Origin of the sequence: Blastomonas sp. AAP53, from assembly GCF_000331245.1 — a bacterium.
Lineage (GTDB): Bacteria > Pseudomonadota > Alphaproteobacteria > Sphingomonadales > Sphingomonadaceae > Blastomonas.
Genome location: NZ_ANFZ01000006.1, coordinates 450873 through 472394 on the forward strand (window position 1 = coordinate 450873; position 21522 = coordinate 472394).

The following is a 21522-nucleotide window of genomic DNA, read 5'->3' on the forward strand; positions in this document are numbered from 1 at the left end:
CAGTCGCTTGAGTGTGTCCGGCTTCAACAGATTGGATATGGCCATCTTGAAAGTCGTTGGTCAGCCCGCAAGACCTGATCGGGGATCGTAATCGACCGACCAGTTTTCCACGAACTGGCTGAGCGCTGCATCGCCACCCTCGGGCAAGCGGATCTGCAGCTCGATGATCTGGTCCCCGCGAACCCCGGCCTTGTTGTGAAAGCCCTTGCCCTTGAGGCGCAGCTGCTGGCCTGACTGGCTGCCGGGCTTGATCTTGAGCATGACCGCGCCATCGACGGTGGGCACCCGCACCTCGCCACCGGCCACGGCTTCCTTGAGCGTGATAGGCAGGTCGAGCCGCACATTGTCGCCGTCGCGGCGGAAGAAGCGGTGGCTGCGCACCTCTATGGTGACAATGCCGTCACCGGGGCCGCCAGGACCGGACTGGCCCTTGCCCGACAGGCGCATGTTGGTTCCGGTCTCGACCCCATTGGGCAGTTTCAGGTCAATCGTCTTGCCATCTGCGAGCGTGATCCGCTGCGGCTTGAGCGCTGCGGCATCGGTGAAATCGACCGCCAGCTTGTAGGCGACATTGGCGCCCTTGGGCGCGCTGCTGCGCCCGGTGCCGCGATAGGGGCCGCCACCGCCCAGGCCGCCAAACAGTCCATCGAAAATGTCGGCAAAATCGACACCATCATTGCCGAAGCCCGAAAAACCCGCGTTCTCATTCGATCGGCCCTGCTGGCGATAGCCGCCGCCGCCGCCAAAGCCGAAAGGCGCAGCCGGATTGCCGTCGATATCGATCTCGCCCCGGTCGAAGCGGGCACGCTTGTCTTTGTCGGACAAGAGGTCGTACGCGCGCGTGACTTCGGAGAAACGCGCGGCAGCAGTGGCGTTGTCCTTGTTGTAGTCCGGGTGCAGTTCCTTGGCGAGCTTGCGGTACGCGCTCTTGATGTCCTTCTCGCTTGCGCCTTTGGACACGCCGAGAATTGCATAGGGATCAGCCATGAATGTGGTCGCCATTGTTGGTGAGAATATCCATTGTTGCCCAATTACAACAATATCTGGGGGAGGGGCAGGGCATTTTTCAAGTCGGTATCAGATGAGCCGATGCCCTGCGCAAAAAAATCGCACGGACTGTGATGTAGAGCGCAAGCCCGAACGGCCCCGCAGCAAAGGTGAAGAACAGGATGGGTGCCTGGATCAACCGGCCCTTCCATGTGCCCAGCCCATGCGCATCGGCGTTGCGCGCGATCCACAGGCCGACGAACAGGTCAAAGGTCAGATAATGCACCCAGCCGATCGTCACACCCGGGTCGCTGGCAAAGATGCTGCGCACACCGGCGATCGTGGAGAAATCCGCGCCGCCATCGGTGGGCACCACGCCGGTCATCACCAGCGTCAGCCCGGTTGCATAGCCCAGTGCCAGCAAAAGCACGGGGCCGAAGAACAGGGCGCGCATCACGCTTTCGCGCCGGGGGGCGAGGATCAGCACCGCCCAGGCGATCATCGCCAGCAGGTTGGCAGCCCCGAATATCTGTTCCCACATTGCCGGATACCCCTTGCGGGCCGCTCGCAAAGCCCTGTTCATCGCCTGACCGCTGCGGCATAAGCCGCACTGGCGGATTCACCACTGTCTTATATGGTTAAGGCAGTCAAGCGAGCCGCATTGACCAAGGCAGGACGAGATGGCCGACGATCCCTTTGCGCTGTTCGATACATGGTATGCGCAAGCCCGCGAGACCGAGATCAACGACAGCAACGCCATGGCGCTGGCGACCGCGAACGAGCAGGGTCACCCCTCGGTGCGCATGGTCCTGCTCAAGGGCCATGGCCCGGACGGTTTCATCTTCTACACCAATTACGAAGGTCGAAAGGGCGGCGAACTGCTCGCCAATCCGCACGCCGCGTTGCTGTTCCACTGGAAATCGCTGCGCCGCCAGATTCGCATCGAAGGGCCGGTTCAGGCTGTCGATGACGCGACGGCGGATGCCTATTTCGCCAGCCGGTCGCGCGATTCGCAATTGGGGGCATGGGCATCGGACCAGTCGCGGCCATTGCCCGAGCGCGGCATCTTCGAGCAGCGTTTTGCCGAAGTCGAGGCGCTGTTCGCCGAACGGCCAGTGCCACGCCCTCCGCATTGGTCTGGCTTTTGCGTCGTGCCGCAGCAGATCGAGTTCTGGGAAGATCGCGACCACCGCCTGCATCATCGCCGCTTGTTCACCCGCACCGCCCATGGCTGGAGCGAAGGATTGCTGTACCCATGACCACATTACCTGCCACGCTGCCCTATTGCCATATCGATGCCTTTGCCAACCGGCCGTTCACCGGCAATCAGGCGGCCGTGATGCCACTGGAGGCATGGCCCGACGACGATGTGCTGCAGGCGATCGGCGAGGAGAACAATTTCGCCGAGACCGCGTTCATCGTGCCGATCGAAAGCGACGAGGCGGACTACGAGCTGCGCTGGTTCACCCCTGCGGTCGAGATCGCGATGTGCGGTCATGCCACGCTCGCGTCGGGGCATTATGCGTTCGAGAACGGGTTTGCAGGCGATACCGTGCGCTTTCTGACAAGGCAGGCTGGCGTGCTCAGCGTGAGCCGCAAGGACGACATGCTGACCTTGTCGCTACCCGCTCTTGCGCCATTGCCCGCGCCGCTGCCCGACTGGACCAGTCTGCTGGGTGGATTGCCGAGCGAATATCATGTCCATCCGGGACGCTACAACGTGCTGCTGTTCGACAATGCGCAGGATGTCCTGGCGCTGCAGCCGGATTTCAAGGCATTGGCGGCAATGGGCGATCACCAGTTCATCTGCACCGCGCCGGGCCAGGACACCGACGTGCTCAGCCGCGTGTTCGTGCCGGGGGCAGGGGTGGATGAAGACAGCGTGACCGGCTCTGCCCATGCCGTGCTGACCCCGTTCTGGGCGGCACGTCTGGGGCGCGACAGCTTTACCGCCTGCCAAGCCAGCGCGCGTGGCGGATTGCTGCTGTGCACCCTGGCAGACGACCGCGCCATCCTGGGCGGGCAGTGCTTTACCGTGGTCACGGGGACGTTCCGGCTACGGTAACGGCAGGCATGTCCTCTCTCGCCTGCGGGAGAGGACCATCGGTCAGCTTCCTTGAGCGCCCTTGGCTTTCTGCGCGGCGGTCATGGCATCCCAGGTGTCCCAGTCGATGCTGCGGCCGGGATAGGCAACGCGCTTGAACGGCCATTCTTTCGCCACCCAGTCTTTGGCCCAAGCATAGAGCTCCGCGTCGAAGCCCGCGTCATATTCAGCCTTGGTCACCCACATCGTGACCACCGCGTCATAGCCCTCGATCTCGCTGGGGTAGACGTACACGCAGCCGCGCTCGCGCTTTCCATCGGGCGTCAGCACGGCATAAGCGAACGACTCTCGCCGCTCGAAACGACCCTGCTCGGTCTGCATGTCCTTCATCGCGTCGGCATCGGCCACGCCCGGATGCGGCCAGCTCGTGCTGCGGGTGAAGGTCTTCTGCAGGTGCTCGATCGACGACATGTACGCGTCGAAATCGACTTTGACGAGATCGGGTCCCAGCGGCACAACCTTGAACGACGACGTCGTCACCAGCGTCGGCACATCAAAATCGGCAGCAACAAAAGGTGCGGTCCGGCTTGCCTCAGACGCGCTCGCGGAAGCCATCGCCTGTGCAGGCGCTGAGCTTGCCGACAAGACCATCATGGCTGCTGCCAGCGCCGCTATGTACTTCATCCGCTGCATATCGTGCCCCCGCCAGTTCCGATTCCTTCGCAAGTCTGACAGAGGTCGGGCGATCAGCCTAGTCCTTCGGGAACATCGCGGCGATTTTGCCAATCTGTTCCTTCACCGGGTCCAGTTCGTTGTCCTGAGTCTTGCCCAGCCGCACGATCGTCAGCCGCTGGCTGGGGCTGACGATGACGAACTGGCCCAGATGGCCTTGCGCTGCGAAGACATCACCAGGGAGCAGGTCGGGATACAATATCTTGCGCTGCCCCGCAGCACTGGGCTTGTTGAGCCAGATATGGCCGCCATAGGTTGGATTGTTGGGCGAGCTGGTGAGCATGAAATCCACCCAGCCGCGGGTGAGAAACTGGTTGCCCGCGATCGAGCCCTTGTTGCGCAGGAATTCGCCGAACTTGGCCCAGTCGCGCGCATTGGCCTGGATGATCGATCCGCCGATCATCGTGCCCGAAGCGTCGAACTCCGGCACCATCGACGACATGCCCAAAGGTTCGATCAACCGGCCGCGGATATAGCCCAGCATCGCGCGTCGTCGCACATCGGGGTCCTTGCTGTCGGTCAGCTGCCGGGTGATGATATCAGACAGGATCACCGTCGTGTTGGTCGAATACTCGAATTTCGATCCGGGCTCGGCCTCCAGCGGCTGGCTGGCGGCATAGCGCACCATGTTGTCTCGCCCGTCGAGGAACAGCATGCGCACCTCGTCAGAATCATACGGCGGATCTCCCGCTTCGGTGTGCTGCAGGCCAGCGGACATGTGCAGCAGATGGCGCAGCGTGATCGCGCCGCGCGGATCGCCCGGGCGCTGCCAGTCGGGCACCGGGGCAGGGGCATCAAGCGCGAGCCGACCGTCGGTTACCATCAATCCGACCAGTACCGCCGTCACGCTCTTGGCCATCGACCAGCTGATGAACTTGGTGCCCTGGTCGTAACCTGGGGCATAACGTTCCGCGACGATCTGCCCGCCGCGCATGATCACCAGCGCGCGGGTCTCGGCATATTCGTCCTCGTTGAACAGCTTGTCGATCTCGGCGTTGAGCGCCGCGGCTGACACACCGGGGACATCGGCGATCATTGTCTCGCCGGTGTCGGCCGCCTTGCTCTCCAGTCCGTAAAGACCGAAAGCGGTTGCGCCCACAAGGCTGGTTGCGGCAAGGGCGAGGAGTATGCGGTGCTTCATGGCTGCTTCCATCAATCAGGCGGGGATCAATGGCAACTCGAAATATGGGCATGGCGGAGGCCAGCGGCGGTCGCCTGAAATGGGTTTTGCTGGCCGTGCTGCTGATGGCAGCGGTCGCGATTGCCTATCTGTGGCCCAGCCTGCGCGCCTATAGCCAGACCGGCGCTGCCTATTCTGCGCGAGTTGTGTGTTCGTGCCGCTACATCGGCGGGCGCGAGCTGGGCGACTGCGAAAAGGATCTGGAACCGGGGATGGAGGTGGTGAGCCTGAGCGAAGCTGCCGATGCCAAGCGCATCGATGCGACCGTCCCGTTAATGGCTGCGGAAAGCGCGGAATATCGCGATGGCTGGGGCTGTGTGCTGATGACGCCGAAGGAGCGCGAGCAGGCTGACTGACCGGGGGCGGGTCAGCTCTCGTCGCGGATCTTTTCGTGGTGGCGGATGACTTCGTCGATCACGAACCGCAGGAATTTTTCAGAAAAGTCAGGGTCGAGATCGGCATCGACCGCCAGCCGCTTCATCCGCGCAATCTGTTCCACCTCGCGGTTGGGGTCGGCAGGTGGCAGATCGGTCTTCGCCTTGTATTCGCCCACCGCTTTGGTGATCTTGAACCGCTCGGCCAGCATGAAGATGAGCGCGGCATCGATATTGTCGATGCTTTGTCGAAATGCAGCCAGAACCGGGTCTTGCGCCATATGCCGTGTGCCTTGTCAGAATCGGGCAACGCATTGCTGTACGTTGCGCTTTGAGCTTGCCTTAAGCCATGCGGATTGCCACATCGCAACCCATGACAGCGACTGTTCACCCGATAGGCCGCCCCGGCGCCGCGCCTGCACCCGCCCCGAGCCTCGATCCGATCATGGCGCTGGTCGCGCATGACATGAATTCGGTCAACAGCGTGATTCTCGACCGTATGCAGTCGAAAATCCCGCTGATTCCAGAGCTTGCAGGCCATCTGATCGCGGGCGGCGGCAAGCGGATGCGCCCCATGCTCACGCTGGCCTGCGCGCGGCTGCTCGACTATCCGGGCAACCGTCATCACAAGCTCGCTGCCGCAGTCGAATTCATCCACACCGCCACCTTGCTGCATGACGATGTTGTCGATGGGTCGGACATGCGGCGTGGCAAGAAGGCTGCCAATCTGGTGTTCGGCAATCCCGCGACAGTGCTGGTCGGCGATTTCCTGTTCAGCCGTTCGTTCGAGCTGATGGTCGAAGACGGTTCGCTCAAGGTGCTGAAGATCCTTTCGGGCGCATCTGCGATCATCGCCGAGGGCGAGGTTGACCAGCTGACGGCGCAGCGCCAGATCGAAACCAGCGAAGAGCGCTATCTCGCGATCATCGGCGCCAAGACCGCCGCGCTGTTCGCCGCCGCCTGCCGAATCGCCGCCGTCGTGGCCGAGCGCAACGAGGCCGACGAGCTCGCGCTCGATGCCTATGGCCGCAACCTCGGCATCGCTTTCCAGTTGGTCGACGATGCCATCGATTATGTTTCCGACGCGGCAAAGATGGGCAAGGATGTCGGCGACGATTTCCGCGATGGCAAGGTTACGCTGCCCGTCATCCTGGCCTACGCGCATGGAACGCCCGAAGAGCGCAAGTTCTGGGAAGCTGCGATCATCGGGCACCGTACGTCGGACGAGGATCTGGCGCATGCCACCGATCTGCTGCGCCGACATAGTGCCATCGATCTGACGCTCGACCGCGCCCGCCATTTTGGCCAGCGCGCGATCGATGCGATCGCGGGCTTCCCCAATGGCAAGGCCAAGTCGGCGCTGATCGAAACGGTCGAATTCGCGATCGCGCGGGGCTATTGACGGCGGCTGACCCGAATCACCGGGTGAGCCCGGTCCATCGAGTTTCAGTCCCATGACGGCGGTTTCAGCCAGTTCCACTCCTGACGTGAATCGCAAGGGCGGCCTTGCGATCGAAATCCGCGCGCTGCTTCTGCTCGCCGGGCCGCTGGTGCTGGGCAATCTGGCGCAGATGGCGATCCACACCACCGAGGTCATTATCCTGGGGCGCTATGATGTTCAGGCGCTGGCGGCGGCGGCGCTCGCGGTGAACCTGTATTTCGCCTGCGGCACCTTCGGCATGGGGTTGATGACCGCTGCCTCACCGATGATCGCGGCAGAGCGGGGACGGCGTGCCCATTCGGTGCGCGATATCCGCCGGACGGTGCGCCAGGGCTTCTGGGTGGCGCTGACCGTGTGCGTGCCGATCTGGGCGGTGCTGTGGCAGGCCGAAGCACTCTTTCTGCTGATGGGGCAACAGGCCGATCTGGCGCGCGATGCCGGTCAGTTCATGCGCGTGGCGATGTGGGGCCTGCTGCCCTGGCTGTTGCAGTTCGTGCTGCGCATGTATGTCTCTGCGCTGGAGCGGCCCATCTGGGGGGTCATCGTCACCTTGTGCGGTGTCGCGGTCAACCTGATCGTGTGCTGGGCCTTGGTGTTTGGCAATCTGGGCTTCCCCGAAATGGGGCTGATGGGGGCCGCGACCGCCAACCTCGTCGCCAATTGCACGCTGTTTCTGGTCATGGCCTTGGTCGTGACCCTAGTGAAGCCTTTCCGGCGGTATCGCATTTTCGGGCGGTTCTGGGTGGCCGACTGGCCGCGCTATGCCGGGCTGTTCCGTCTGGGCCTGCCGATCGCGATCACCTTTGCCTTCGAGGTCGCGATCTTCAGCGCGGCAGCTTTCCTGATGGGGCTGATCAGCCGCGATTCGCTGGCGGCCCACGCGGTGGCGATCCAGATCGCTTCATTTGCGTTCATGGTTCCGTTCAGCCTGTCGCAGGCGGCGACGGTGCGGGTCGGGCTGCACCATGGCCGGCGCGATGCGGTGGCCGCGTCGCGCGCGGGCTGGGCGGCTTTGGGCGTAGGGGTCATCGCGGCATGCGCGATGTCGGCGATCATGACCGCCTTTCCCGAGTTTCTCGTTGGGCTGTTCATCGATCCCACCGATACGACCGCTGCGGCGGCGTTCCAGCTGGCGCTGGGCTTCATTGTCATCGCGGCAATCTTCCAGCTGGTCGATGCCGTGCAGGCGGTGGGGGCAGGGGTGCTGCGCGGGCTGCAGGATACGCGCTGGCCGATGCTGTTTGCCGCGTTCGGCTATTGGGTGGTCGGCATGGGCACCGCGTGGTTCTTCGCCTTCCGGCTGGGCTGGGACGGCGTGGGCGTGTGGATTGGCCTGGCCGCCGGGCTGGCGGTGGTCTCTGTGCTGATGGTCGGCCGGTGGATGATGCGCGCAAAGCTCGGGCTGGGGGTTTACCAGTAGTGCACCCGTTTCCGAGTTCCCGAGCGAAGTCGAGGGACGTGCGCGCAAACGGTAGAGCGCACGTCCCTCGACTTCGCTCGGGACAGACGGAAGGGGGAAGCAGGCATGGCTGAGTTGCCGATTCATTCCGTCCTCCCCGACCTGCTCTCGGCCTTGGCCACCAACCCCAATGCCGTCCTTGTCGCACCACCGGGCGCCGGCAAGACCACCACCGTCGCGCCTGCTTTGCTCCATCAGCCCTGGTGCACCGGGCTAGTGCTGCTGCTGTCGCCGCGCCGTCTGGCTGCCCGGGCTGCTGCCGAGCGGATGGCGGAGCTGGCGGGCGAGGCGGTCGGGCAGACGATCGGCTACGCCACCCGCATGGACAGCAGGAGCAGCGCCGCAACGCGCGTGCTGGTGCTGACCGAGGGCATTTTCGTCAACCGCATCCAGGCCGATCCCGAACTGGCAGGAGTCTCTGCCGTGCTGTTCGACGAGGTGCACGAGCGCAGCCTCGACAGCGATTTCGGCCTCGCGCTGGCGCTGGAGGCGCAGGGCGCGTTCCGGCCGGACATGCGCTTGCTCGCCATGTCGGCGACGCTCGATGGCGCGCGGTTTTCGACGCTGATGGGCGACGCACCGGTGCTCGCCAGCGAGGGCCGCTCGCACCCGCTCGAGCTGCGCTACCTCGGACGGCGGGGCGAGCAGCGGATCGAGGATGGCATGGCGCAGGCGATCCGCACCGCGTTGCGCGAAGAGCCGCAGGGCGATGTGCTTGCGTTCCTGCCGGGCGTGGCGGAAATCGCGCGGGTGGAGGAGCGGCTCGCCGTGCTGGGCGGGGGCATCGCGGTGCTGCCGCTGCATGGCACGCTGACCCCGCCCGAGCAGCGCGCCGCGATCCGCCGTGATTCGGAAGGCCGCCGCAAGGTCATTCTCGCCACCAGCATCGCCGAAACCAGCCTGACCATCGATGGCGTGCGGATCGTTGTCGATAGCGGACTGGCCCGGCGCGCACGTTATGATCCGCTCGCTGCGACCACGCGCTTGGTCACCGAGCGTGCCAGCCAGGCTGCGGCAACCCAGCGTGCCGGCCGTGCCGCGCGGCAGGGGCCAGGCGTCGCATACCGGTTGTGGGAGGAGGCTGCCACCGGTGGCCTGCCGCCGTTCGACCCGCCCGAGATTCTCGACAGTGATCTGGCGCCTCTGGTGCTGCAATGCGCGTCCTGGGGGGAGAGCGATCCGCTGCGCCTCAACTGGCTCGACCCGCCGCCAGCGCCCTTGCTGTCCGAAGCGCGCAAGCGGCTGGAGGCGCTGGAGGCTATCGATCCGAGCGGAGCGATTACCGCCAATGGCCGCGCGATTGCTGCGCTACCATTGCCACCGCATCTGGCTGCGATGCTGCTGCGCGGGGCAACAGCAGGCTGCGCGCTGCTGGCCGCCGAGATCGCGCTGCTGTGTCAGGAGCGCGGGCTGGGTGGGCAGGGCGAAGACCTGGAGGTGCGGTTGGCGCGGTGGCGCAGCGATCGCGGCGAACGGGCCGCCAAGTCGCGCAAGCTGGCGCAGCGCTGGGCGCAGCTGGCAGAGCGACAGGTCCAGATGGGCGTGCGGCAGGACATCCCGCCGGCCATCCTGCTCGCCTTCGCGTTTCCTGACCGCGTGGCCAAGCGCCGCGACGGGTCGGGCGAGACCTGGGCGAGCGCGGGCGGCCGCAGCTTCCGGCTCGATCCGGCGTCGTCGCTGATTACGGCGCAGTGGCTGGCGATCGGCGAGGTCCAGGGCAAGGCCGCCGATGCGCGCATCCTCGGGGCGATGGCGATCGATCCTGCCGATGTCGAAGCGCATCTGGCACACCGGATCGATCGCGTCAGCCGGTGCAGTTTCGCGCTGGCAGAACGCCGCGCCGAAGCTCGGCTCGAACGCAGGCTCGGCGCGATCCGGCTGGTGAGCGGGCCGGACCCCAAACCGTCGCCCGATGCGCTGTGCGCTGCGCTGATCGGCGGGGTGCGCGAGCATGGGCTGGGCCTGCTCGACTGGGGCGAGAAGGCGCAGGCGCTGCGCCAGCGCGCTGCCTTTGCCGGAATAGAAACGCTCGATGACGTGCACCTGCTCGCTGCCCTGGAGGACTGGCTAGCGCCGCTGCTGGCCGGTAAGCGATCGCTGGGCAGCGTCAGCCCCGGCGACCTGCACAATGCGCTGCAGGGGCTGGCGGGCTGGGATGCGATGCAGGCGATGGATCGCGTCGCACCTGCTGAATTCGCCAGCCCTGCAGGCACGCGCCACGCCATCGATTATGCCGCAACCGCTGGGCCGACGGTCGAATTGCGGGTACAGGCACTGTATGGGCTGGATACGCATCCGGTGGTCGGGCGCGACCGCATTTCGCTCGTTCTTTCGCTGACGTCGCCTGCCGGTCGCCCGATCCAAACGACGCGTGACCTGCCCGGCTTCTGGCGGGGCAGCTGGCGCGATGTCGCCAAGGACATGCGCGGCCGCTATCCCCGCCACCATTGGCCCGACGCGCCCTGGGAAGCCCAGGCCAGTCTCGCGACGAAAAAGCGGCAGGGGATTTGAGGTATTTGTTCCGACTCCCGATCTAGCCGCACAGTGGCTTCTCATTGCTGCGTGGCCGGATCCGTGGCATTTATCGTGGCCGAGAGGAGCAACGAGAATGCCCAAAACTCCAATCAAGCCCTGGTTTGCTGTCAAGAGCACAGGCTATGGTGTTGGCCTACCGATCGCACGGGAAGGTTGGCTTCTATTGGCTGCTTACGTGGCATTTGCGACTGTTGGTGGTGTGCTGTTGTCGCCGCTGATATTCATCCTCATGTTGATCGTTGCGACTGCGATATTACTGTATATCGCCCATAGCCGGTCCAATGGCGCATGGCGCTGGCGTGATGGAGAGCAGCCGTAACGATCCGCTTCGTCCTAAGTCGTGGTGGCGCCAGTAAGTTTGAAACGGCACACCAGCCTTGACCCGAACGCCCCGGCTGTAGCAAAGGCGGGGCGATCACACTTTCCCGGGACGGATACCAATGGCCGCACGAATCTATCAGCGCCCCAAAAACGCCATGCAGTCGGGCCGCGCGCTTACCGATCTGTGGGTGCTCGAATTCGAGCCTGCTGAAGCGAAGAAGCCCGATCCGCTGACCGGCTGGGCGGGCTCTGGCGATACCCAGCAACAGGTGGTGCTGAAATTCCCTGATCTTGAAGCGGCCAAGGGCTATGCCGAGAAGTACGGTATTACCGCGCGCATCGAACAAACACCTCCGCGCCGCCTGAAGATCCAGGCCTATGCCGATAATTTTCGCTGACTTTTAAGGCTGAGCGTTCGATCGCTCAGCCGACCATCGCGTCGATCGCGCCTTGCAGGATGAAGGCGGCGGCCGCGCTGTCGACGCGCTCGGCACGCTTGGCGCGGCTGATATCCGCATCGATCATCGCGCGCTCCACGGCCTGGGTCGACCAGCGTTCGTCCTGCATGAAGATCGGCAGCCCCAGCACCGCAATGTTGCGGGCAAAGGCGCGCACGCTCTGCGTTTGCGGGCTGTCCGAGCCATCCATGTTGAGCGGCAGGCCAATGACCAGCCCGGTGATCTGCTGATCGCGAACCAGCTGCTCGATCTGCTCCTTGTCCTTGCCGAACTTGGTGCGCTTGATCGTCTTGGCAGCGGTGGCAAAGCTCCAGCCGGCATCGCAGAAGGCGGTGCCGATGGTCTTGCTGCCGACGTCGAGCCCGATCAGCCGTCCGCCCGCAGGCAGCGCCTCACGGAATTCCGCCGCCTGCGTCGTGATCAGCGCGCCAGAAATGCGTTTACCCTCCGCTCGGCATCCGCCCGCACATTGGCCCAGAACAGCGGATAGTCGTACACGTGATAGTTGTTTCCGGGGAGTACGTAATTGCCCATCTGCGGCTCTCCGCCCAACAGCAGCAGTCCGCGATCATCGCAGCGCGCAGGCACCAGGCCGGGCGTGATGACGCCGTCGGTCAGCTCCTCGTTCGGCACCAGAGTGCCGATGTTCTTGTCCGCAGCCGCCTCGTCGCCCAGCACGCCGGTGAGCGGATTGACGCAAAGCATCGGCGAGTCTGCCCGCAATACGCCATCGAAGCCGACGCTGGCCGCGTAAACCTGCAGAATGAGGTCGGGCTCGGCCGGTTCGCCAAAGCTCTGCCAGCCCAGCATGCAGTTTGCCTGATCGGGATCAGTGCAGGCCGGCAGGCCCAGCGCCAGCAGATCGGTGGTCAGCGATACCGGCCAGCCGATGACATAGGCAGCGACAATCCGGTCGGCGAGCGGACGGGTGACGACCCGCTGGCGCATCAGCGTGGTCAGGTGCAGCGCGCCCTGGCTGTGCCCCGCGATGATGATCGGCATGTCTTCGGGGATTTCGGCGACGAACTCGTCGAAGGCTGCGAGGACATCGCTATAGGCGGCGTCGAACGCCATCTGCGCTTCGGGCTTGTCGGTGAGGAACGCGCCGATGGCGGCCTGGCGATAGCGCGGAGCCCAGATCTGGCCGATGCCGTTGAACACGCTGGCCTGGCTGCGCAGGAAGATGCGCGCGCGGTCTTGCGATTCCTTGTCGTTCATCGGCGCGTTCCAGAATTCGCGCTTCATGTACGATGTCGGGTGGACGTAGAAGACGGCGACCTTGGGGGCGGCGGTCGGCTCGAACCCTTCGGGTGTCCACAGCGACGGATTGGCGCTGCCGGTGATTTCGGGCCGGGAGAACCACATCTTCTGGTCAGCATAGGCGCTGGTCTCAACCGCTTGCGGCTTGACGAACTCTGTCGACGGAACGAAGGCAGCTGCAAAGATCTGCTGTGGAAACAGGCGGTAAAGCGCGAAAGCTGCGACCAACAGGAAGATGATCGTCGCGATCAGGTACAGAAACTTGCGGGCCAAAAACACTCTCCGAACGGTGGGCATGGGCGGTCCAGCGACATCCCGGCCATTCGGCGCATATAGGTACAGGTCTTGGACACTGCCAGCGGTGTTTGATCACGCATTTGCAGCATTTGCCTGCTTGATGGCAAAGCGGCCCGGTGCTAGCCGCTAGAGCCATGTCAGTAGATAGCAAAACCGTGAAGAAGATCGCCAGCCTGGCGCGGATCGCAATGACCGACGCCGAGATTGAAGCGATGGTGCCAGAATTCAACGGCATATTGGGCTGGGTCGAACAACTCGGCGAGGTGGACGTCACCGGCATCGAGCCGATGACCGCCGTCATCCCCAATACGCTGCGCTTGCGCGAAGATGTCGTCACCGATGGCAACATCCGCGACAAGGTGCTGGCCAATGCCCCCGCCGCCGAACACGGCTTTTTCGGCGTGCCCAAGGTGATCGAATAAACATGACCGAACTGACCGACCTCGGCATTGCCGACATCCGCAACGGCGTGCGCGCCGGAACCTTCAGCGCGCGCGAAGTCGCAACCGCGTTCAACGCGCGCGTGGCCGAAGCCAAGGCGCTGAACGCCTTCATGATCGACACGCCCGATCATGCATTGGCCGCTGCCGATGCGATCGACGCAAAGCGCGCGGCGGGCGAGGACCTGCCGATCATGGCCGGCGTGCCGATCGGCATGAAGGACCTGTTCTGCACCGTCGGCGTCGAAGCGCGGGCAGCGAGCGAGATCCTGAACGGCTTCAAGCCCACCTATGAGTCCACCGTCAGCCAGAAGCTGTGGGATGCGGGCGCAGGCATGCTGGGCAAGCTCAACATGGACCAGTTCGCGATGGGATCGTCGAACGAGACCAGCGCCTTCGGTAACGTCATTTCGCCCTGGCGGCGCAACGATGGCAGCAATGCGCCGTTGGCGCCTGGTGGTTCGTCGGGCGGAAGTTCGGCTGCGATTTCCGCGCGGCTGTGCCCTGGGGCGACCGGAACCGACACCGGCGGATCGATCCGGCAGCCTGCCGCCTTCACCGGTATCAGTGGCATCAAGCCGACTTATGGTCGCTGCTCGCGCTGGGGTGTGATTGCGTTCGCCTCGTCGCTGGATCAGGCCGGACCGATGGCGCGCGACGTGCGCGACTGCGCGATCATGCTCGAGGCGATGAGCGGCTTCGACCCCAAGGATTCGACGTCGCTCGATCTGGCGGTGCCCAATTGGGAAGCCGGATTGTCGAGCGATCTCAAGGGCAAGCGCGTAGGTATTCCCAAGGAATATCGCATGGACGGCATGAATGCCGATGTCGCTGCCGTATGGGACAAGGCTGCCGACTGGCTGCGCGATGCCGGGGCCGAGATCGTCGAGGTTTCGCTGCCGCATACCCGCTATGCGCTGCCCGCCTATTACATCATTGCCCCGGCGGAAGCCTCGTCCAATCTCGCGCGCTATGATGGCGTGCGCTATGGCCAGCGCACCTTGCCCGATGGGGCCGGGCTGCAGGACATGTACGCCGCCACGCGCGCCGCAGGCTTCGGTGCAGAGGTCCGGCGCCGCATCATGATCGGCACGTACGTGCTGTCCGCCGGCTTTTACGATGCCTATTATACTCAGGCGCAGAAGGTCCGCGCCCTGATCGCGCGCGATTTCGCGCAGGTCTGGGATCATTGCGATGTGCTGCTCGCGCCGACTGCGCCCAGCGCTGCCTTTGGCCTGGGCGAGAACAGCGAAGACCCGATCGCGATGTACCTCAATGACGTGTTCGCGGTGCCCGCCTCGCTGGCAGGGCTGCCCGCAATGTCGGTTCCCGGCGGTCTCGACAGCCAGGGCCTGCCGCTGGGCCTGCAGATCATTGGCAAGCCGCTCGACGAGCAGGGCGTGCTGAACGCCGGTCTGGCAATCGAGGAACGTGCGGGCTTTACCGCGCGTCCGGCGCAGTGGTGGTGACAATGACTGAATCAACCTATCGTATCCAGGGCGCAACCGGTGAGTGGGAGGTCGTGATCGGGCTGGAGGTGCATGCCCAGGTCACCAGCCACGCCAAGCTGTTCTCGGGCGCTTCGACGACGTTCGGCGCAGAGCCCAATGCGCAGGTGTCGCTGGTCGACGCCGCGATGCCCGGCATGCTCCCGGTGCCTAATGGCGAGTGCGTCCGCCAGGCGGTGCGCACGGGCATGGCGTTGAATGCGCAGATCAACCGTTACTCGCGGTTTGATCGCAAGAACTATTTCTACGCCGATCTGCCGCAGGGCTATCAGATCAGCCAGCTCTATCACCCGATTGTGGGTGAGGGCGGTATCGAGATCAGTCTCGACGAGAAGAACCCCGACGCGCAGACCAAGACGATTGGCATCGAGCGACTGCACCTGGAGCAGGATGCGGGCAAGCTGATGCACGACCAGCATCCGACGATGTCCTATGTCGATCTCAACCGCTGCGGTGTCGCGCTGATGGAAATCGTCTCGCGTCCCGACATGCGCTCGCCGGCGGAAGCCGGAGCGTATCTCAAGAAGTTGAGGACGATCCTGCGGTATGTCGGCTCGTGCGACGGCAATATGGAAGAAGGCTCGATGCGCGCCGACGTCAATGTCTCGGTGCGCAAGCCCGGCGACGAATTCGGCACCCGCACTGAGACCAAGAACGTCAATTCGGTCCGCTATGTGATGGCCACGATCGAGCATGAAGCGAACCGCCAGGTCGACGTGCTCGAAAGTGGCGGCACCATCGTGCAGGAAACCCGGCTGTACGATCCGGACAAGAACGAGACGCGCTCGATGCGGTCGAAGGAGGATGCGCACGATTACCGCTACTTCCCCGATCCGGACCTGCTGCCGCTGGAGCTCGACGATGCATTCCTCGACGCGTGCAAGGAATCGCTCCCCGAGCTGCCCGATGCCAAGCGCAAGCGGTACGAAAGCGAGCTCGGCCTGTCTGCCTACAACGCCGCAGTTCTGACCGCCGAAGCCGAGACTGCACGCTGGTTCGAAGCGCTGCTGGCCGAGAGCGCCAAGGCGCAGGGCAAGCCGGAAGCAGACGTTGCCAAGGCGTCGGCAAACTGGCTGTTGTCTGAACTGTACGGCGCGCTCAACCGCATGGGCAAGACCATCGACGAGAGCCCGGTCAGCCCGGCTGCCGGAGCGGAACTGGTGGCGCTGGTCGCAGATGGCACGATCTCTGGCACCATCGCCAAGCAGGTCTTCGAGATCATGCTGGAAACCGGAGACGGGGCGGGCAAGATCGTGGAAGAGCGCGGGCTGAAGCAGACGTCCGACACGGGCGCGATCGATGCCGCCATCGCCAAGGTCCTTGCCGACAACGCCGACAAGGTGGAACAGTATCGCAGCGGCAAGGAAGCCTTGTTCGGCTTTTTCGTCGGCCAGACGATGAAGGCCATGCAGGGCAAGGCTAACCCGCAAATGGTAAATGAGCAGCTGAAGAAGGTGCTTAATTAACTCGGCTCAATTCATCAGCTCTGCGGCCCGTTTGTAACATCATGCTGTGGTTTATTCGAGCTTACGCTATGTTAACACATTCACTGGATATCCCCTGCTGTAACAAGCCTTGATGGGGGGGATATCCGGTAGGCGTGGTCCATATCCTTGCCCCCCTGTCGTGGCGCGGATGGGACTGTGCGCGTGCTGAGACATATCAAGCCTGCTGACGTTGCCACGGGGATGTTCATCCACGGTTTTGTCGGCTCGTGGTTTGATCACCCGTTCTGGCGCAAGAAATTCCTGCTCGAAGACGATGATGATGTTCTCAAGATCCGCCAGAGCCGGGTGGATGCGGTTATCGTCGATGATGAGCGCGGCAGTGTTCCGGCGCCAAGGGCTGCTGAACGGCCCTTCGCGATGCCGAGCCTGCCTTCCGCGCCGCGACTGGCAACGCAGCCCAATCCGCTCGCCAAAAGATACACGGCGCCCACGGCCGCTACAAAATCCACGAGCTTTCGTCAGGAAAGCAAGCGCGCGGCGAAGATTGTCGAAAAGTCGAAGAAGCAGGTCGGCGCCATGTTCGAGGCGGCGCGCATGGGGCAGGCGATCAAGGTCGCCGATGTGGCGCCGCTGATCGATGAAATCCGCGATTCGGTCGAGCGCAACAACAAGGCGCTGACCAACCTGGTTCGGCTCAAGAGCAAAGACGAATACACCTACATGCACTCTGTCGCGGTATGCGCGCTGATGATCAACTTTGCGCGCAAGCTGGACCTGGATGAAAATACCATCCGCTCGATGGGCATGGCAGGGTTGCTGCACGATCTGGGCAAGATGGCCGTTCCACAGATGATCCTCGACAAGAACGGGCGACTGACCGACGAGGAATTCTCGGCCATTCGCACTCATCCCGAACGGGGCCACGCGCTGATTGGCGACAATCCGGAGATCCCGGATGTGGCGCGCGATGTCTGTCTGCACCACCACGAGAAAATGGATGGCACGGGCTATCCCTTCGGATTGCAGGGCAACGAGATAAGCCTGGCTGCGCGCATGGGGGCGATCTGCGACGTCTATGATGCCGTGACATCCAACCGGCCTTACAAGGATCCCTGGACCCCCTGCACAGCGCTGGGCCGGATGGCGCAGTGGGAAGGTCATTTCGATGAACGGCTGATGCAAGTGTTCATCAACTCCATGGGCCTGTATCCTGCCGGGGGTCTGGTGCGCTTGAACGACCACCGTCTGGCGCTGGTTGTCGATAACTGCGAGGACGATCCGTCTGCTATCCGGGTGCGGCCATTTTATTGCACGTCGCGCCTGCAGTTGACCAAGCCGGTGGAAATCATCATTGCACCGGACCGCGGCCCTCAGATTCTGGGCACCGAGCGCCCCGAGTTCTGGCATTTCGATGATTGGGCTGCATTGCGGCAATCGATCCTTGCCAAGGGTGCCGACCTTTCTGCTGCGGCTTGACCGGCAGGGCATTGATCGCTAAGGGCCCCCCTTCGATTGCCGCCGAGCCACGCTTTGCGAGAATCGGATACCAGCACAACACTGGCGCTAGGTGCGGGTGGATCAAAGGCGGAGCCTCCACCATATCGGCGTGCGGAAACGCGCCTCGTTCACGTATCTGGCGGCAGAGTAACCTCATACTCTACCAATCAGGTGAAGAGAAACATGCCAACGATTAACCAGCTGGTCCGCAAGGGCCGGGTGCCCCAGAAGGCGAAGTCCAAGGTGCCCGCAATGGACGCAAACCCGCAGAAGCGCGGCGTTTGCACCCGTGTTTACACGACGACCCCGAAAAAGCCGAACTCGGCACTGCGCAAGGTGGCCAAGGTCCGTCTGACCAACAGCCGCGAAGTCATCACCTACATTCCGGGTGAAGGCCACAACCTGCAGGAGCACTCGGTTGTGCTGATCCGCGGCGGCCGCGTACGCGACCTTCCCGGTGTGCGTTACCACGTGCTGCGCGGCGTTCTCGACACCCAGGGTGTCAAGGACCGCAAGCAGAGCCGTTCGAAGTACGGCGCCAAGCGTCCGAAGTGATCCTCGCGGGGTGTTCGTCACCCCGTTTGAAGGTCAGGCCTTTTTCAGGAGTTACCTATGTCTCGTCGTCGTCGCCCAGAAAAGCGCGTCATTCTTCCCGATCCCAAGTTCGGGGATCTGACGCTTTCCAAGTTCATGAACAACCTCATGCTGGACGGTAAGAAGTCCGTTGCAGAGCGTATTGTTTACGGTGCCATGGAAACCATGGAAGCCAAGGCCAAGGCCGACCCGCTTCCCATGTTCCACGATGCGCTGAACAACGTGAAGCCCGGCATCGAAGTTCGCAGCCGCCGCGTCGGTGGCGCGACCTACCAGGTTCCCGTCGAAGTTCGTCCGGAACGTGCCCAGGCTCTGGCCATCCGCTGGCTGATCTCGGCTGCGCGCAACCGCAGCGAAACCACGATGGCTGCGCGTCTGTCGGGCGAACTGCTCGATGCCGCCAACAATCGTGGCAATGCGGTCAAGAAGCGTGAAGACACGCACCGCATGGCCGAAGCGAACCGTGCATTCTCGCACTACCGCTGGTAAATATCGCTCTCTCCCTTGCGGGAGAGAGTTTGCTTCACGATTTGAAGCACGGGGAGGGCAGGGCGCACACCGGGTGCTGACCTGCCCCTCTCCCATTCCGCCTCGGCCAGCCTGCTGGTGAGGCACACCGTCCTCTTTCTGCAACGGGAGAGGGGTTTGGCGTTTGCTACATCGATAACCCCAATTCGCGCTGGTCAAAGCGCGGGGGCTTCATTATAGCGCGCGGCAAATTACGCCCCACACTTGGAGTTTATGATCATGGCACGCAGCCATCCCCTGGAAAAGTACCGCAATATCGGCATTATGGCCCATATCGATGCGGGCAAGACCACCACGACCGAGCGGATCCTCTATTACACCGGCAAGTCGTACAAGATCGGCGAAGTGCATGAAGGCACCGCGACGATGGACTGGATGGAGCAGGAGCAGGAGCGCGGGATCACGATCACGTCTGCTGCCACCACCTGCAAGTGGCGCGCCGAAGAAGGCAAGGGCGACGAGCACCTGATCAACATCATCGACACCCCTGGCCACGTTGACTTCACGATTGAAGTCGAACGTTCGCTGCGCGTACTCGATGGCGCGGTTGCGTGCTTCGATGGCGTTGCCGGCGTTGAGCCGCAGTCCGAAACCGTGTGGCGCCAGGCCGACAAGTACGGCGTGCCGCGCATGTGCTTCGTCAACAAGCTGGATCGCACCGGTGCCGATTTCTATTTCTGCGTGAACTCGATCATCGAGCGTCTGGGCGCCCGCCCGGCTGTTCTGTATCTGCCGATCGGCATCGAAGGCGGCTTCAAGGGTCTGGTCGATCTGGTCGAGAACCGCGCGATCATCTGGCTGGAAGAGAGCCTGGGTGCGAAGTTCGAATATCAGCCGATCCCTGACGATCTCGTCGAGAAGGCCGCGAAGTATCGCAGTGACCTGATCGAGATGGCTGTTGAACTCGACGATGCGCTGATGGAAGCCTATCTCGAAGGCAACGAGCCCAGCACGGCCGACCTCAAGAAGCTGATCCGCAAGGGTACGCTCGAAATGGCATTCGTGCCGGTGGTCTGCGGTTCGGCGTTCAAGAACAAGGGTGTTCAGCCGCTGCTCGATGCCGTGGTCGACTATCTGCCTTCGCCGCTCGATGTTCCTGCCATTAAGGGCGTGAAGCTCGATGGCGAAACGCCGGACGAGCGTCCGTCGTCGGACAGCGAGCCCTTTGCGGCACTGGCGTTCAAGATCATGAACGATCCGTTCGTGGGCACGCTGACCTTCGCCCGCATCTATTCGGGCAAGCTGGAAGCGGCTTCGACCGTCATCAATTCGGTGAAGGACAAGAAGGAAAAGGTTGGCCGCATGCTGCTGATGCATGCCAACAGCCGTGAGGACATCCAGGAAGCGTTCGCAGGCGACATCGTCGCTCTGGCGGGCCTGAAGGACACCACGACGGGCGACACGCTGTGTGCTGCCAGTGCGCCGATCATCCTTGAGCGCATGGAATTCCCCGAGCCGGTGATCGAGCTTTCGGTGGAACCCAAGACCAAGGCCGACCAGGAAAAGATGGGCGTGGCGCTCAACCGCCTTGCTCGCGAAGATCCCTCGTTCCGCGTATCGTCGGATTCCGAAAGCGGCCAGACGATCATCAAGGGCATGGGCGAGCTTCACCTCGAAATTCTCGTCGACCGCATGCGTCGCGAGTTCAAGGTGGAAGCCAATGTCGGTGCGCCGCAGGTGGCCTATCGCGAGTATCTCGCCAAGCCTGTGGACATCGATTATACCCATAAGAAGCAGTCGGGTGGTTCGGGTCAGTTCGGCCGCGTCAAGTTCAAGCTGACGCCGGGCGAGCGTGGATCGGGCATCATCTTCAACGATGCGGTCAAGGGCGGTAACATTCCCAAGGAATACATTCCGTCGGTCGAGAAGGGCATGCGCGAAACCGCAGCCTCCGGATCGCTGGTTGGCTTCCCGATCATCGATTTCGAGATCGAGTTGTACGATGGTGCATACCATGACGTCGACTCTTCGGCACTGGCGTTTGAAATTGCCGGACGTGCCGCGATGCGTGAAGCCGCCCAGAAGGCCGGCATCAAGCTGCTGGAACCGATCATGAAGGTCGAGGTCGTGACGCCTGAGGATTACCTCGGTGACGTCATCGGCGATCTCAACAGCCGTCGTGGCCAGATCCAGGGCACCGACACGCGCGGCAATGCCCAGGCAGTGGAAGCGGTTGTGCCGCTCGCCAACATGTTCGGTTACGTGAACCAGCTGCGTTCCTTCACTCAGGGACGTGCGCAGTACACGATGCAGTTTTCTCACTATGATGAGGTTCCGGCAAATGTCGCAGCCGAGGTCAAGGAGAAGCTGGCATAAGCCGGGCATACTCGCTATAGGCGCTCGACCTTAACCCGTCGAATCGCGCCTATGGCGCCACGGGCTTTCAATTGGGTGTTGACAGTTTTGGGCAGTCTCGCCA

The 21522-nt window shown here is 63.1% G+C and carries 22 protein-coding genes; 15 read left to right on the forward strand and 7 right to left on the reverse strand.

From position 1 onward, the window contains the following. Positions 1–60: 60 nt before the first annotated feature. Positions 61–987, reverse strand: a complete 927-nt coding sequence (locus D618_RS0105125; protein WP_026091322.1) for a DnaJ C-terminal domain-containing protein — start codon at positions 985–987, stop codon at positions 61–63. A gap of 79 nt (positions 988–1066) precedes the next feature. After that, positions 1067–1528, reverse strand: coding sequence for an ABA4-like family protein (locus tag D618_RS0105130; RefSeq protein ID WP_017670422.1), 462 nt, complete (start codon positions 1526–1528; stop codon positions 1067–1069). Between the two features lie 139 nt (positions 1529–1667). Here D618_RS0105130 and pdxH point away from each other — a divergent pair, with 139 nt between their 5' ends. Together pdxH and D618_RS0105140 are read left to right on the forward strand one after the other, a co-directional pair. Continuing rightward, positions 1668–2246 (forward strand): pyridoxamine 5'-phosphate oxidase, encoded by a 579-nt coding sequence (pdxH, locus tag D618_RS0105135; protein ID WP_017670423.1) that lies wholly within the window; start codon positions 1668–1670, stop codon positions 2244–2246. Beyond that, positions 2243–3052: a PhzF family phenazine biosynthesis protein gene (locus tag D618_RS0105140; RefSeq protein WP_017670424.1), complete on the forward strand. Its 810-nt coding sequence runs from the start codon at positions 2243–2245 to the stop codon at positions 3050–3052. The genes pdxH and D618_RS0105140 overlap by 4 nt, the downstream gene beginning before the upstream one ends. A gap of 42 nt (positions 3053–3094) precedes the next feature. On the opposite strand, the gene D618_RS0105145 is transcribed toward D618_RS0105140, so the two are convergent. After that, positions 3095–3724 (reverse strand): hypothetical protein, encoded by a 630-nt coding sequence (locus D618_RS0105145; RefSeq protein ID WP_017670425.1) that lies wholly within the window; start codon positions 3722–3724, stop codon positions 3095–3097. A 58-nt stretch (positions 3725–3782) separates the two neighbouring features. Next, positions 3783–4904, reverse strand: a complete 1122-nt coding sequence (locus D618_RS0105150; protein ID WP_081590427.1) for a serine hydrolase — start codon at positions 4902–4904, stop codon at positions 3783–3785. Positions 4905–4933: 29 nt separating this feature from the next. Here D618_RS0105150 and D618_RS0105155 point away from each other — a divergent pair, with 29 nt between their 5' ends. Further along, on the forward strand, positions 4934–5299 hold the full coding sequence (locus D618_RS0105155; protein WP_238550589.1) for a hypothetical protein: 366 nt from the start codon (positions 4934–4936) through the stop codon (positions 5297–5299). An 11-nt stretch (positions 5300–5310) separates the two neighbouring features. On the opposite strand, the gene D618_RS0105160 is transcribed toward D618_RS0105155, so the two are convergent. Next, positions 5311–5598 carry a chorismate mutase gene (locus D618_RS0105160; RefSeq protein ID WP_017670428.1) on the reverse strand — a complete coding sequence of 96 codons (288 nt, stop codon included), beginning with the start codon at positions 5596–5598 and terminating at the stop codon, positions 5311–5313. Positions 5599–5690: 92 nt separating this feature from the next. Between D618_RS0105160 and D618_RS0105165 the strand changes: the two genes are divergently transcribed. The 5 genes from D618_RS0105165 (at position 5691) to D618_RS0105180 (ending at position 11471) form a co-directional block, all read left to right on the forward strand. Beyond that, a complete protein-coding gene (locus D618_RS0105165) occupies positions 5691–6719 on the forward strand; it encodes a polyprenyl synthetase family protein (RefSeq protein ID WP_026091323.1) in 1029 nt (342 codons plus the stop codon). 52 nt (positions 6720–6771) lie between these two features. Further along, positions 6772–8178 carry an MATE family efflux transporter gene (locus D618_RS0105170; protein WP_051041235.1) on the forward strand — a complete coding sequence of 469 codons (1407 nt, stop codon included), beginning with the start codon at positions 6772–6774 and terminating at the stop codon, positions 8176–8178. 105 nt (positions 8179–8283) lie between these two features. After that, a complete protein-coding gene (hrpB, locus tag D618_RS0105175; protein ID WP_017670431.1) occupies positions 8284–10728 on the forward strand; it encodes an ATP-dependent helicase HrpB in 2445 nt (814 codons plus the stop codon). Positions 10729–10825: 97 nt separating this feature from the next. Beyond that, entirely contained in the window at positions 10826–11071 is a 246-nt protein-coding gene (locus D618_RS19275) for a hypothetical protein (protein WP_081590414.1), read from the forward strand. 121 nt (positions 11072–11192) lie between these two features. After that, complete coding sequence (locus D618_RS0105180; protein WP_017670432.1) at positions 11193–11471, forward strand: ETC complex I subunit; 279 nt, start codon at positions 11193–11195, stop codon at positions 11469–11471. A gap of 25 nt (positions 11472–11496) precedes the next feature. Here D618_RS0105180 and ruvX read toward each other — a convergent pair whose 3' ends face one another. Both ruvX and D618_RS0105190 read right to left on the reverse strand, forming a co-directional pair. Further along, the gene (ruvX, locus tag D618_RS0105185) at positions 11497–11955 is read right to left on the reverse strand and encodes a Holliday junction resolvase RuvX (RefSeq protein WP_026091324.1); all 459 of its coding nucleotides are present in this window, start codon (positions 11953–11955) and stop codon (positions 11497–11499) included. Further along, the gene (locus tag D618_RS0105190) at positions 11952–13064 is read right to left on the reverse strand and encodes a DUF3089 domain-containing protein (RefSeq protein ID WP_017670434.1); all 1113 of its coding nucleotides are present in this window, start codon (positions 13062–13064) and stop codon (positions 11952–11954) included. The genes ruvX and D618_RS0105190 overlap by 4 nt, the downstream gene beginning before the upstream one ends. Positions 13065–13222: 158 nt before the next feature. Between D618_RS0105190 and gatC the strand changes: the two genes are divergently transcribed. The 7 genes from gatC to fusA all read left to right on the forward strand — a co-directional run bounded on the left by gatC (position 13223) and on the right by fusA (position 21419). Beyond that, positions 13223–13510, forward strand: coding sequence for an Asp-tRNA(Asn)/Glu-tRNA(Gln) amidotransferase subunit GatC (gene gatC / locus D618_RS0105195; protein ID WP_026091325.1), 288 nt, complete (start codon positions 13223–13225; stop codon positions 13508–13510). A gap of 2 nt (positions 13511–13512) precedes the next feature. Then, positions 13513–14997: an Asp-tRNA(Asn)/Glu-tRNA(Gln) amidotransferase subunit GatA gene (gene gatA / locus D618_RS0105200; RefSeq protein ID WP_017670436.1), complete on the forward strand. Its 1485-nt coding sequence runs from the start codon at positions 13513–13515 to the stop codon at positions 14995–14997. Between the two features lie 2 nt (positions 14998–14999). Continuing rightward, entirely contained in the window at positions 15000–16502 is a 1503-nt protein-coding gene (gene gatB / locus D618_RS0105205) for an Asp-tRNA(Asn)/Glu-tRNA(Gln) amidotransferase subunit GatB (protein ID WP_017670437.1), read from the forward strand. A gap of 183 nt (positions 16503–16685) precedes the next feature. After that, complete coding sequence (locus D618_RS17715) at positions 16686–17960, forward strand: HD-GYP domain-containing protein (RefSeq protein ID WP_152414535.1); 1275 nt, start codon at positions 16686–16688, stop codon at positions 17958–17960. Positions 17961–18164: 204 nt separating this feature from the next. Next, on the forward strand, positions 18165–18536 hold the full coding sequence (gene rpsL, locus D618_RS0105215; protein ID WP_017670439.1) for a 30S ribosomal protein S12: 372 nt from the start codon (positions 18165–18167) through the stop codon (positions 18534–18536). A gap of 57 nt (positions 18537–18593) precedes the next feature. Continuing rightward, positions 18594–19064, forward strand: coding sequence for a 30S ribosomal protein S7 (rpsG, locus tag D618_RS0105220; protein ID WP_017670440.1), 471 nt, complete (start codon positions 18594–18596; stop codon positions 19062–19064). A gap of 258 nt (positions 19065–19322) precedes the next feature. Next, a complete protein-coding gene (gene fusA, locus D618_RS0105225; protein ID WP_026091326.1) occupies positions 19323–21419 on the forward strand; it encodes an elongation factor G in 2097 nt (698 codons plus the stop codon). The last annotated feature ends 103 nt before the right edge of the window (positions 21420–21522 follow it).

Bases quoted from the DNA above. Each gene is read 5' to 3' on its own strand.
- rpsG (WP_017670440.1), top strand. From the start codon at position 18,594: ATGTCTCGTCGTCGTCGCCCAGAAAAGCGCGTCATTCTTCCCGATCCC.
- fusA (WP_026091326.1), top strand. From the start codon at position 19,323: ATGGCACGCAGCCATCCCCTGGAAAAGTACCGCAATATCGGCATTATG.
- D618_RS0105165 (WP_026091323.1), top strand. From the start codon at position 5,691: ATGACAGCGACTGTTCACCCGATAGGCCGCCCCGGCGCCGCGCCTGCA.
- D618_RS0105180 (WP_017670432.1), top strand. From the start codon at position 11,193: ATGGCCGCACGAATCTATCAGCGCCCCAAAAACGCCATGCAGTCGGGC.
- gatB (WP_017670437.1), top strand. From the start codon at position 15,000: ATGACTGAATCAACCTATCGTATCCAGGGCGCAACCGGTGAGTGGGAG.
- D618_RS0105150 (WP_081590427.1), bottom strand. From the start codon at position 4,904: ATGAAGCACCGCATACTCCTCGCCCTTGCCGCAACCAGCCTTGTGGGC.
- D618_RS19275 (WP_081590414.1), top strand. From the start codon at position 10,826: ATGCCCAAAACTCCAATCAAGCCCTGGTTTGCTGTCAAGAGCACAGGC.
- D618_RS0105160 (WP_017670428.1), bottom strand. From the start codon at position 5,598: ATGGCGCAAGACCCGGTTCTGGCTGCATTTCGACAAAGCATCGACAAT.
- D618_RS0105140 (WP_017670424.1), top strand. From the start codon at position 2,243: ATGACCACATTACCTGCCACGCTGCCCTATTGCCATATCGATGCCTTT.
- D618_RS0105170 (WP_051041235.1), top strand. From the start codon at position 6,772: ATGACGGCGGTTTCAGCCAGTTCCACTCCTGACGTGAATCGCAAGGGC.
- pdxH (WP_017670423.1), top strand. From the start codon at position 1,668: ATGGCCGACGATCCCTTTGCGCTGTTCGATACATGGTATGCGCAAGCC.
- hrpB (WP_017670431.1), top strand. From the start codon at position 8,284: ATGGCTGAGTTGCCGATTCATTCCGTCCTCCCCGACCTGCTCTCGGCC.
- rpsL (WP_017670439.1), top strand. From the start codon at position 18,165: ATGCCAACGATTAACCAGCTGGTCCGCAAGGGCCGGGTGCCCCAGAAG.
- D618_RS0105130 (WP_017670422.1), bottom strand. From the start codon at position 1,528: ATGTGGGAACAGATATTCGGGGCTGCCAACCTGCTGGCGATGATCGCC.
- gatC (WP_026091325.1), top strand. From the start codon at position 13,223: ATGTCAGTAGATAGCAAAACCGTGAAGAAGATCGCCAGCCTGGCGCGG.
- gatA (WP_017670436.1), top strand. From the start codon at position 13,513: ATGACCGAACTGACCGACCTCGGCATTGCCGACATCCGCAACGGCGTG.
- D618_RS0105145 (WP_017670425.1), bottom strand. From the start codon at position 3,724: ATGCAGCGGATGAAGTACATAGCGGCGCTGGCAGCAGCCATGATGGTC.
- D618_RS0105125 (WP_026091322.1), bottom strand. From the start codon at position 987: ATGGCTGATCCCTATGCAATTCTCGGCGTGTCCAAAGGCGCAAGCGAG.
- D618_RS0105155 (WP_238550589.1), top strand. From the start codon at position 4,934: ATGGCAACTCGAAATATGGGCATGGCGGAGGCCAGCGGCGGTCGCCTG.